8 protein-coding genes (1 of these 8 running past the window's edge) are annotated in these 11,567 nt (G+C 69.3%); 1 reads left to right on the plus strand and 7 read right to left on the minus strand.

Annotation, left to right across the window (positions count from 1 at the left end; all coding sequences use genetic code 11):
• From ACI2KK_RS24265 to ACI2KK_RS24295, 7 genes are all read right to left on the minus strand, one after another.
• Window positions 1–2,096, minus strand: the 5' portion of a protein-coding gene (locus ACI2KK_RS24265) for an amino acid adenylation domain-containing protein (RefSeq protein WP_404670943.1). 8,779 nt of this gene lie to the left of the window's left edge; 2,096 of the gene's 10,875 nt are visible here — the first part of the coding sequence; the start codon lies at window positions 2,094–2,096; its stop codon lies off the left edge, out of view.
• Window positions 2,093–5,110 carry an amino acid adenylation domain-containing protein gene (locus ACI2KK_RS24270; protein ID WP_404670944.1) on the minus strand — a complete coding sequence of 1,006 codons (3,018 nt, stop codon included), beginning with the start codon at window positions 5,108–5,110 and terminating at the stop codon, window positions 2,093–2,095. Before ACI2KK_RS24270 ends, ACI2KK_RS24265 begins: the two co-directional genes overlap by 4 nt.
• A gap of 11 nt (window positions 5,111–5,121) precedes the next feature.
• On the minus strand, window positions 5,122–6,177 hold the full coding sequence (locus ACI2KK_RS24275; RefSeq protein WP_404670945.1) for a TauD/TfdA family dioxygenase: 1,056 nt from the start codon (window positions 6,175–6,177) through the stop codon (window positions 5,122–5,124).
• Window positions 6,177–9,581 carry a condensation domain-containing protein gene (locus tag ACI2KK_RS24280; RefSeq protein WP_404670946.1) on the minus strand — a complete coding sequence of 1,135 codons (3,405 nt, stop codon included), beginning with the start codon at window positions 9,579–9,581 and terminating at the stop codon, window positions 6,177–6,179. The genes ACI2KK_RS24275 and ACI2KK_RS24280 overlap by 1 nt, the downstream gene beginning before the upstream one ends.
• Window position 9,582: 1 nt before the next feature.
• A complete protein-coding gene (locus ACI2KK_RS24285) occupies window positions 9,583–10,323 on the minus strand; it encodes a thioesterase II family protein (RefSeq protein ID WP_404670947.1) in 741 nt (246 codons plus the stop codon).
• A gap of 5 nt (window positions 10,324–10,328) precedes the next feature.
• Entirely contained in the window at window positions 10,329–10,544 is a 216-nt protein-coding gene (locus tag ACI2KK_RS24290) for an MbtH family protein (RefSeq protein WP_404670948.1), read from the minus strand.
• 117 nt (window positions 10,545–10,661) lie between these two features.
• Complete coding sequence (locus tag ACI2KK_RS24295; protein WP_404670949.1) at window positions 10,662–10,895, minus strand: hypothetical protein; 234 nt, start codon at window positions 10,893–10,895, stop codon at window positions 10,662–10,664.
• On the opposite strand from ACI2KK_RS24295, the gene ACI2KK_RS24300 reads away from it, so the two are divergent.
• On the plus strand, window positions 10,812–11,285 hold the full coding sequence (locus tag ACI2KK_RS24300) for an RNA polymerase factor sigma-70 (protein WP_263975052.1): 474 nt from the start codon (window positions 10,812–10,814) through the stop codon (window positions 11,283–11,285). The genes ACI2KK_RS24295 and ACI2KK_RS24300 overlap by 84 nt on opposite strands.
• Window positions 11,286–11,567 lie beyond the last annotated feature (282 nt).

Genomic DNA, 11,567 nt, shown 5'->3' on the forward strand with positions numbered 1-11,567 from the left:
TTTTGCAGGACCCGGTCACCGGCGCCCAGGCCAAAGGTGGCCTGCATCCATTGCAGGCGGTTGCACAAGGCGGCGTGGCTGTTGCCCGCGCCCTTTGGCCGGCCGGTGGTGCCGGAGGTGTAGATGCAGTAGGCGAGCTGGTCGGGGTGGCTTTGCAGGCTCGGGTTGCTGTCGGGGCTGGCGGCAAACTGCCCGGCATCAAAGTCCAGGCACAGCACTTCGTGCAGGCCGGCGGGCAGGCGCCCGAGCAACTGCTGCTGGGTCAGCAGCAGGCTCGCGCCGCTGTCTTCGAGCATGTAGGCAAGGCGCTGGTCGGGCTGGTCCGGGTCCAGCGGCACATAGGCGGCGCCGGCCTTGAGCACGGCCAGCAGGGCCACCACCATGGCCTGCGAGCGCTCTGCGAAGATGCCCACCAGTTGCTCGGGGCCAACGCCGCGGCTGCGCAGGTAATGGGCCAGGCGGTTGGCCTGGGCGTTGAGCTCGGCGTAGCTCAGCTCAAGGCCATCGGCGATCAACGCCGTGGCATCCGGCGTGGCGGCTGCCTGGGCCTCGATCAGCACTTGCAGGCACTGTGCCTGGCGGTAGTCGACGGCGGTGGCGTTGAACGCCTCGACCACTTGCTGCTGCTCGTGGTGCTCGAGCATGGCCAGGTCGCCCAGCGGGCTGTCGGGGCGCTCGGCACAGTCGCCCAGCAGGCGCAAAAAATGCCCGCGCAGGCGCTCGATGCGCGCTGCATCGAACAGGTCGGTGGCGTAGGTGAAGGCGCCGCGCAGCAGGCCGTCGGCCAGCTCTTCGGTGTCCAGGCTGAGGTCGAACTTGGCTACCTCCGGGGCTGCCACTTCAAGCCAGGCGTGCAACCCGGGCAGGCCGGCCAGGCTGCTGGCGCCGCGCTGCTCGTGGTTGAACATCACCTGGAACAGCGGGTTGCGGCTCAGGCTGCGCTCCACGCCCAGGGCGTCCACCAGTTCTTCGAACGGCAGGTCCTGGCAGTCCTGGGCGGCGGCGGCGGCCTGGCGCACTTCGCCGAGCAGGGTGCGGAACGCCAAGCGCGCGTGGGGCGTGCTGCGCAGCACCTGGGTGTTGACGAAAAAGCCGATCAGCCCCTGTACTTCTGCGCGCTGGCGGTTGGCAACCGGCACGCCCACCAGCAGTTCTTGCTGGCCGGTATAGCGGTGCAGCACCGCCTTGAACGCCGTCAGCAACACCATGAACAGGCTGGTGCCGCTGGCGGCGGCCAGGGCCTTGAGCTGCGCGGCCAGCGCTGCGGGCACCTCGAAGCCAAGGCTTGCGCCGCGCTGGCTCATTTCGGCCGGGCGCGCGCGGTCGGCGGGCAGTTCGAGAATGGGTGGGCGCTCACCCAGGGTGGCGCGCCAGTAGGCCAGCTGGCGCTCGCCTTCGCCGGCTTCGAGCCAGTTGCGTTGCCACAGGGCGTAGTCGGCGTACTGCACGGCCAAGGCCGGCCACTGCGGCGCCTGGCCTTGCAGGTGGGCGGCGTAGCCCTGGGCCAGCTCGTCGAGCAGGATCTGCATCGACCAACCGTCGGAGATGATGTGGTGCATGGCCAGCAGCAGGCCGTGGCGCTGTTCGCCCAGGCGCACCAGGGTGAGCTGCAGCAGCGGCCCCTGGTACAGGTCGAAGGCCTGGCCGGCAGCGGCCTGCAAGGCGGCCTGCAGCGCCGCTTGCGGGTCGGCGCTGGCGCTGAGGTCGAGGTGATCCAGGGCAAGGCCGGCCGCCGGGCTTACCACCTGGGTGAGCTGGCCATCGGTTTCGGCAAAGTGGGTGCGCAGGATTTCGTGGCGCGCCACCAGGGCGTTCACGGCTGCCTGCAAGGCGGCGACATCCAGCACGCCGTCCAGGCGCAGCACGCCGGCCTGGTTGTAGGCGGCGCTGCTGCGGTCCAGTTGCCACAGGGTCCACAGCCGGCGCTGGGCATAGGAGGCGGCCACCACAGGCTGGCCTTCGGCACGCGGTGGAATCGGCAGGCTTTCAAGGCTCATGCCCTGGGCCTTGAGCTTTTCACCCAGGGCGCGGCGTGCGGCCGGGTCCAGCTCGGCGAAGCGCCGGGCCAGGGCGAGGGAACGATCGACCACAGTCATGGTGCCTCCACTTCGGCGAACAGGTTCTCCAGGGCATCCAGGTCGTTGCCCGGGGCCTGTTGCAGCTCCGCCACCTTGGCGGCGAAGCGCTCCAGGGTGTCGCCTTCGAAGAACAGCCGCAGCGGCAGTTCGATGCCCATCTGCTCCTGCAACCGCGCGCGCAGGCGGGTGGCCAGCAGCGAGTGGCCGCCCAAGGCGAAGAAGTTGTCCTGCAACCCGACCCGCTCAACCCCCAGCGCCTCCTGCCAGATGCCGGCCAGCAGGCACTGCAGTTCGCTCTGCGGCGCCTGGTAGGCCTGGCCGACCACGGCCTCGGCGGCCAGGGCGCGGCGGTCGACCTTGCCGTTGGGCATCAACGGCAGGCGTGCCAGGCTGCGCAGCGCGGTGGGCAGCATGTGCGCTGGCAGGCGCCGGGCCAGTTCCGCCTGCAGGCGGCCGGCCAGTTGCCCGTCTTCGTCGGCGCCAACCACAAAGGCCACCAGCTGTGCACCGCTGGCGCCCTCGCGCACCACCACTGCGGCTTCGGCAACGCCTGCGCAACTGGCCAGCACCGCCTCCACTTCGCCCAGTTCGATACGGAAGCCGCGAATTTTCACCTGCGCATCGACCCGGCCAAGGAACTCCAGCAGGCCGTCGGCGCGCCAGCGCGCCAGGTCGCCGGTCTGGTAGCCGCGGCTGCCGTCGGCCAGGGTCGGGAAACGCTCGGCGGTGAGTGCCGGGCGGCCCAGGTAGCCGCGGGTAACGCCGGGGCCGGCGACATACAGCTCGCCCACCTGCCCCACCGCCACCGGCTCGCGGTTGGCGTCGAGCACCAGCACGCGCATGCCCGGCGCCGGGCGGCCGATGGAGACCGGGCCTTGGCTTGCGTTCCACGCCGTGCACCAGACGCTGCCTTCGGTGGGGCCGTATTCGTTGCTCAGCAGCACGCCGGGCAGGCGCGCCTGGTGGCGGGCCAGCAGCGCCGGGGTGCAGGCTTCGCCAGCCACCACCACGGTGCGCAGGGCGTGCTGGCCGAGGTGCTCGAGCACTTCGGCGTGCAGCCCTGGCAAGGCCAGGTAGTGCGTGATGCCCTGCTCGCCCAGCAGTGCGGCAATGGCCTGTGGGTCCTTGGCCTGGGCGGCGCTCGGCAGGTGCAGGCAACCGCCCTGGCCGAGGGTCCAGAACAGCCCGGCCACCGAGCTGTCGAACGACAGCGACGACAGCAGCAGGAAGGATTCGACCGGCGCCGGGTAATGAACGAAACGCGCCAGGGTCGAGGCCAGGGCGTTGGCGTGGCTTACGGCAACGCCCTTGGGCGTGCCGGTGGAGCCGGAGGTGTAGATGACATAAGCCAGGTCGTCAGCGCCGACCGCCACCGCCAGCGGTGTGCTTGGGCCTTGCCACACCGGCGAGGCCTCGGCCAGCGACAGCACCGGCAGGCCGGCGGGCAGCACCAGGTCGGCGGCCGGGGCATCCAGTGCCAGCAGGCACTGGGCGCCGGCGTCGGCGTCGGCCAGCATGAAGCCGAGGCGCTCGGCCGGGTAGTCCGGGTCCAGCGGCAGGTAGGCGCCTCCGGCCTTGAGAATACCCAGCATCGCCACCAGCGCGGCCAGCGAACGCGGCGCGTACACGGCAACGATGCTGTCGCGCCCGACCCCCTGCGCCTGCAGGGCGTGGGCCAACTGGTTGGCACGCTGCTCCAGCTGAAGGTAGTCGAGCACCTGGTCGCCCTGGCGCACGGCGCCGCGCTGGCCTTGCCGGGCAACCTGCTGCTCGAACAAACGGTGCAGCAAGCCTGGACTGGCCAGCGGCATGGCCGCGCCCTGCTCGAAGGCCTGGATACGCGCACGCTCCGGTTCGCCCAGCAGGCTGACCTGGGCCAGGCGCTGCTCGAAGTCGCCCAGCGCCAGGGCGGCAAATACCGCGAACTGCCCCAGCCACAGCGCGGCCACGTCTTGTTCCAGTTGGTCGGCAACGTAGTGCAGTTGCAGTTCATTACCCACGCGGGCCAGGCCCAGCGGCGCCAGTACGCTGGCATCCAGCTCCAGTTCGACACCGTCCTGCGGCGTGTGGCTGGCGGCGAAAGCGTACAGGCTGTCGGCATTTTCGACGGCCACCTCGTCCAGGCATTCGAGCCACGAACGGGCCTGCTCCAGGCGGCTGCGGAACTCTTCCAGGGCCTGGGCCAGGGTGGCGTCGGCAGGGTATGCCAGGTTCAGTGGCATGTGCCGTTCGAAGCGCCCGAGCATGCCTTCGACCTGGGCGTTGCGACCGTCCACGCAGGCCAGCAGCGAGACCTGGGTCTGCTCGCCCAGGCGGCACAGGAAACCGGCCCACAGGAACAGCAACAGGTCGTCGCTGGCCAGGGCTTGCTCGCTGGCGTAGGTATCGAGGGTTTGCAGCAGGGGGGCGGCTGGCAGGGTGACCTGCCGGGCCGCATCGCGGGGCAAGCCCGCTCCCACGCTGTGTTCGAATGGCAGCGTCGCCCGTGGCGTGATGGCGTCGAGCACGCCGCGCCAGTAGGCGGCGCCGCGCAGGCCCATGTCCTCGCCGGCCAGCTCGCCCTGCCACGAGGCATAGTCGATGTACTGCAACGCCTCTTCGTCGGCCGGCGCCAGGCTGCCGGCGTAACCGGCGCGCAACTCGCTGGCCAGTTGCTGCAGCGCCTGCCGGTCGACACTGGCCAGGGCCACGCCCAGCCGCACGACGAAGCTGTCGCCCTCCACTTGCTCTAGCGCCGCGACCCAGGGCAGTTGCTCCAGGCCCTCGCGCCCGGCAACCGGCTGCAGCGGCGCCAGGGCGCCCTGCTCCACCACCTGCACCGGGCGGCGCAGGCCGTCCAGGCGCAGGTAGCGGGTGCGCAGCACTTCGTGGCGGCGTTGCAGCTCGGCGAGCACCTGGCCCAGGCGGGCCTCGTCATAGGCACCCGGCACGCGCACACGGGCAAAGGCCGCCAGCGGTTGCCCGGGGCGAACCAGCACGGCGCCCTGCTGGGCAGAAAGGGGGAAGGCGTCTTGGTGGGCAGGCAGTTGCATGTGGGGGAACCTCAATCTTGTGCCAGGTCGGCGCTTTTCTGGGCGATCGCCATCGCGGTGAGAATCTTGCGCGGGCCGGTGAATGCGTTACGGGCGTGCAGCGAGAGCATGTTGTCGAGCAGCACCACATCGCCCTTTTGCCAGGGGAACTCCACCATGACGTCGCGGTAGGCCTGCTGCAGGTGGCGAATGACTTCGTCGGGGATCGGCGCGCCGTCACCGTAGAAGGTGTTCTGCGGCAGGTCGTCGGCATCGAACTCGGCGATCAGCGCGGCGCGCAGGGTGTCGGGCAGGGTCAGGGCGTTGAAGAAGGTGCCGTGGTTGAACCACAGCTGTTCGCCGCTGCGCGGGTGGCGGACGATGGCCGGGCCAACCTGGCGGGTACGCAGGCGGTTGCCGGGTTTCCACTCCGGGCGGATGCCGATGCGCGCGCAGTAGGCTTCCACCTCGGCGCGGTCTTCGCTCTGGAACACGGTCTGCCAGGGCAGGCCCATGCCATCGCCGTAGTTGCGCACGTACATGATGCGGCGCTGGCGAAATTCCTCGCGCACCGCCGGGTCGATGCGCTGCAGCAGCGCACGGGTATCGCCCAGCGGTGTTTCGCCGCCGGTCAGCGACGGCAGGTCGCAGTAGAAGTACAAATGCAGCGGGAACACCGGCGAGTAGGAGTGCTCGTTGTGCGGGAAGATGCGCTCGTTGCTGGGGTAGTCGGTGGAGCTGTAGATATTGAACTGACGGGTGATCTGGGTGCGCGGCGAGGCGCGGAACAGGTATTCCAGCGCCCCCCCCGAAACCGCCTGCACGCAGCGGTCGAAGCCATCGATGCCCTCCACGTCGAAGCCGCGGAAGAGGATGGCGCCATGTTCCAGCAAGCGCGCCTCCACCTGATCGCGGTTCTGCGCCAGCCACGCCACCAGGTCGGTGCCGGCAAAGCGTGGCCGGCACAGCGCCGGCAGGGCATGCCCTTCGAGCAACGGGGTGAACACGACCCGCTGTTCCTGGCCGGCGGTGATGCTCCTGCGTGCACGGCCCATGCTGGGCAGTGCCGTGACCTTGGCGTCGTTCATCATTGCTCCTGAACACTCTGTGCGTTAGGGGTGGGCTGCACGGCGCGCCGGCGCATCGGCCGTTGGCTGTCGAGCAGTTGCCGGCGCTGCTGGTTGTCGGCGCTGCGCGCCGCGCGGCGCACCTGGGCGGCGGCCTCCAGCAGGTCGGCCTGGGTACGGCCGGGCTGGCCCAGCCAGCAGTCGAGTACGGCCTGGATCTGGGCGAACAGTTCGGCCAGCTCGCAGGCCTGGAACAGGCCCTGGGGCACCTCGAAGCGGGCTTCCAGGCGCCCGGCACTGCTGTAGAAGCCGAGGATCAGGTCCAGCTCGGCGGCCTGGTGTTCGCAGGCCAAGGCCTCGACCCGTACATCCTGCAGGCGCGGCAACGGTGGCTCGCCTTCCTGGTAGTTGAGCTTGATGCTGAAGAACGGCGAACGCCCGGCCCGGCGCGGTGGGCGCAGCGCCTCGACCAACTGCTCGAACGGCAGGTCCTGGTGCCCGGCGGCGCCCAGCACCACGCGCCGGCATTGCTCGAGCAGCGCATCGCTGCCGGCGGCCAGGTCCAGGTCCAGTTGCAGCACCAGCTGGTTAATGAAAAAGCCCACCAGCGGCTCGGCGGCCGGGTGGCTGCGGTTGGCGATATCGCTGCCCAGGCGGATGCGCGACTCGCCGCTCTGTTCGCGCAGGCTGATGGCAAAGGCGCCGAGCAGCAGCATGAACGGCGTCACCCCATGGGCGCTGGCGTAGGCGCGCAGCGCGCTGGTTTGCACGCCGCTGAAGCTGAACTGCTCGCACACGGCGTTGGCGCCGGTGCCGCGCGGGCGCTGGCTGTGCAGCTCGAGCAAGCGCTGCTCGCCGGCCAGGGCCTGCTGCCAGTAAGCCAGTTGCCGGGCCTGCTCGGGGCCGGCCAGCAGTGCGCGTTGCCAGCGGGCGAAGTCGCCGTAGCCGACCGCCAGCGCCGGCAGCGCGGCGTCGCGCCCGGCAAGGCCTGCGGCGTACAGCGCCTCCAGCTCGTCGACCAGGTTGCGCATCGACCAGCCGTCAACGGCGATGTGGTGGGTGGTCAGCAACAGCACATGCTCGCGGGGCGCAAGGCGCAGCAGGCATACCCGCTGCAACGGGCCTGCGGCCAGGTCGAAAGGCTGGCGCGCCTGTTGCGCCGCACGCTGGCGGGCCTCGGCAAGGTCTGCGATTTGTTCGACGCTGAAAGCCAGCGCCAGGCTAGCGTGCTGCACCAGGCGCACGCCCTCGCCGTCGGCGTGGAAGGTGGTGCGCAGCACGCCATGGCGCTGCTGCAGGGTGGCGAAGGCGGCGCGCAGCACCTCGCTGTCCAGCGGGCCGCGCAGGTGCAGGGCCATCGGCACGTTGTACACCGAGCTGTGCGGCTCCAGCTGCCAGGCGAACCACAGGCGCTGCTGGGCGAACGATGGCACCAGGGCCGCCTGGGGGTCAGCAGCGAGCAACGGCTGGGCGTGGGCGGCGGCGGCTTCGGCCACTTGCCCGGCGAAGGCAGCCAGCACCGGGTGGTCGAACAGGCAAGCCAGCGGCAGGCTCACCCCCAGCCGCTCGCGCAGGCGGCCGATGATTTGCGCGGCGGCGATGGAGTTGCCGCCCAGGGCGAAGAAGTTGTCGTCGGCGAACACCTCGCCCTGGCCGAGCACTTCGGCCCACACTGCCGCCAGTTGCTGCTGGTGCTCACCTTGCAGGGGCTGGCCCTGGCGCTGCGGGCGCTGGTCGTTGCGGCGCAGGTGGAAGCAGTCCAGCTCGCCACGTTCGAGCATTTGCCGGCAGGCCGAGCGTTGCAGCTTGCCGCTGGAGGTCTTGGGCAGCTCGCCGGGCTGCAGCAGGGCCACCCACACCGGGGTTTGCTGGCACACGTCGGCCAGCGCGCGGTCGATTTCGGCGCACAGCTGGGCGGCGCCGATCTTGCGCTGGGTGGCGCGGCCGATCTCTACGGCAATGCCAATGCCTTCGCCGTCGGCCTGGTCGACCACAAAGGCGGTCACCCGGCCCTTGCGCGCACCTTCGACGTTGTACTCCACGGCCCGTTCGAGGTCTTGCGGGTAGATGTTCTGGCCACGGACGATGATCATGTCCTTGAGCCGGCCGGTGATGAACAGGCGGCCTTCGCGCAAAAAGCCGAGGTCGCCGGTGCGCAGCCAGGTGCGCCCGTCACGCTCGACAAAAGCGCGGGCAGTGGCCTCGGGGTTGCGCCAGTAGCCACGGGCGACGCTGTCGCCACTGGTCCAGATCTCGCCGATGCGGCTGTCGGGCTGGCGCTGGCCGCTGGCCGGGTCGACCAGGATCACGTCCAGGCCGGGGTGGAGGATGCCGCTGCTGACCAGCAGGCTGCCCTGCCCAGGTTCAGCGCGGTGCTCACCGAGGGCATGGCTGTCGAAGCTTGCACTGACGAAGGGTTCGGCGGCGGTGGTGCCGGTGACGAACAGCGTGGCCTCGGCCAGGCCGTAGCACGGCAGGAACGCCAGCGGGTTGAAGCCGCAGGCGGCGAAGCGCTGGGTAAAGGCCTGCAGGCTGTCCTGGCGGATGGGCTCGGAGCCGGAGAACAGCACCCGCAGGCTGCCCAGGTCGAGGTTGGCCAGCACGCTGTCGCTGACCCGCTCGGCAGCCAGGCGGAAGGCGAAGTCCGGCGCGCCGGTGTGGGTAGCGCGGTACTGGCTGACGGCTTCGAGCCAGCGCGCTGGGCGCTCGACGAACTGGCGCGGCGACATCAGCACCAGGGTCGCGCCGCGGTAGACGGTCAGCAGCAAGCAGCCGATCAACCCCATGTCGTGGTACAGCGGCAGCCAGCTGACGAAGGTGTCGCCCGGGTTCAGGTCGAAGCCGTGCACCATCATGTTCTCGTTGGCCACAAGGTTCGCGTGGCTGACCTCGACGCCCTTGGGCGTGGCGGTGGAGCCTGAGGTGTACTGCAGAAAAGCCACGGCCTCGCCTGCCGGCGGCTGCGGGGTAAAGCCTGCAGCTTCGTCCAGCGCCAGGGCGTCGACCGCCAGCACCATCGGCAGCGCCTCGGCGAAGGCCTGCTGCAGCGAGTCGGCCAGATGCGCCTCGGTCAGCACCAGGCGTGGCTCGGCGTCGTCGAGGATCGCCCGCACCCGGCTCAACTCGTACTGGCGCAGCGACTCGGGCGGCAGCGCCGGCACGGCGATGATGCCGGCATACAGGCAGGCGTAAAACGACACCACGTAGCTGGGCCCGCTTTGCATCAGCAGCAACGCGCGCTCCCCGGCCTGGGTGTGACGCAGCAGCTCGGCAGCCAGGGCGCGGGCACGGCGGTCCAGTTCGGCGTAGCTCAGCGTCAGGCGCTGGCTTTCACCGTCGAGAAGAAAATGCACCGCAGGCTTGCTGCCTTGCTGGCCGGCATGGGCGACCAGCGCCTCGATCAGGGAGCCATGGAGAGCTGTCATGTCACACCTTTGCTAAGAAGTGGGAATCGGGGCGGGCGGCCGGCGCCGGCGCGTGGGGCGCCAGGCATTCGGCCAGGTGCGCGAGCACCGCGCGCTCATGGGACTGGATGAAGAAATGGCCGCCGTCGAACAGCTTGAGGCTGAAGCCGACCGCGGCCAGCTTGCGCCAGGCCAGCAGCTGCGCTTCGCGGGCGGTGTCCTGGCTGCCGGCCAGCACGTGCAGCGGGCATTGCAGCGGCGCGGTGGGCTGGAAGCGGTAGCGGCCGCACAGCAGAAAATCGGCGCGCAGCACTGGCAGGGCCAGGCGCATCAGCTCCGGGTCCTGCAGGGCTTCGTCGGGGGTGCCTTGCAACGCGCCCAGCTCGGCCAGCAGTTGCTCGTCGCTCATCGGGTTACGAAAACGCAAATAGTCGCGCATGCCGGGCGCCGCGCCACCGGACACCAGCAGCGCCTGCGGCGGCGGCAGGCCTTGGGCACGCAGGGCGCAGGCCAGCTCGAAGGCCAGCAACGAGCCCATGCTGTGGCCGAACAGCGCGTAGGGGCGCCAGGTTTCGCCGCGCAGCTCGCGGGCCAGTTGCGCGGCCAGGTCGACCAGGTCGGTGGCCAGCGGCTCGGATGCGCGGCTGCCCCGCCCTGGCAGCTCCAGCGGGCGAATATCCAGCCAGGCCGGGGCGCTGCGCCGCCAGCGCGCATAGCCCATGGCACTGGCGCCGGCATAGGGCAGGCAGAACAGGGTCAGCACGGCGCTCACCGGCCGGCCTGCCCGTCCATGTGCTGGCGCAGGCTCAGGGGGCGCATGTCGGTCCAGACCGACTCGATGTAGTCCAGGCACGCCTGCTTGGCGCCGCTCTTGCCGGCTTCGCGCCAGCCGGCCGGCACGGCCTTGTAGTCAGGCCACAGCGAGTACTGCTCCTCGGCGTTGACCAGTACCTTGAACGTTGCGTCTTCGCGGTCGAAAGCCATCTGAAATCTCTCCGTCTCTGTCGGTTGAAGGCGCCTGGCGCAATGGCCTGCGGCGCGATTTCCTACATCGACGAATGACTGTCAAATAACTTCAGAAGACTGTTTCGTAACCGATTGTCAGATCCTGCCTACAGCGAAATCGGAGACTTGTTGCAAATAGTTCTTAACAATACTAGATTCTCCACCCTCGCTGGCAGACTTCAAGAATGGATCAGGTGCCTCATGCAAAAACACGGTGCAGCCCGCAGCGGTTCCCCCTTGCTTGACGTGTTCTTTGACCAGCGTTCGCGCCTGATCGGGCTTGCCGCGAAGATCATTGGCTGCCGCAGCCACGCCGAAGACATCGTTCATGAAGCGTTCATGAAGGTGGACGATGCTGGCGAAACGGAGCAGATCCGTTCGCAGGCTTCGTACCTGACCCGGGTGGTGCGCAACCTGTCGATCGACCATTACCGGCGTCGCCAGTTCGAGGAGCGGCTGATGTGCTCTGACACCGACAGCAGCGAGTCGGCGACGATCTTCGGCGATACCCCCGAGGCGCTGGTGTCGGACCAGCAGGTACTGGAGCGGGTTAGCGGGGCCTTGGCCGACCTGCCCGAACGCACCCGCTATGCGTTCGAGATGTGCCGTATTCATGGCATGAAGCAGCGCGAGATCGCCAAGATTCTGGGGGTGTCGCCGCCGTTGGTGAATGCGATGATCCGGGATGCGCTGCTGCATTGTCGGGAGAAGGCGCTTTAGGGGTTTTGTTGAAGCCAGCCCTGGCCCCATCGCCGGCAAGTCGGCTCCTCTGGAACAAATCACAACTCGTTGATTTAACGAAGATTCTGTGGGAGCGGCTTTAGCCGCGAACACCGGCGAAGCCGGTGCCAGACACCGCGGCGCCTGCTTCGCGGCTAAAGCCGCTCCCACAGGGACTGCGCTTGGCTCGGGCTTCGCGCGATCCTGTAGGAGCCGGCTTGCCGGCGATCACCGGCACAGCCGGTGCCAGCATTCGCCTGTGCCGGCCCTATCGCCGGCAAG

The organism is Pseudomonas sp. NPDC089406 (assembly GCF_044900265.1).
Lineage (GTDB): Bacteria > Pseudomonadota > Gammaproteobacteria > Pseudomonadales > Pseudomonadaceae > Aquipseudomonas > Aquipseudomonas fakonensis.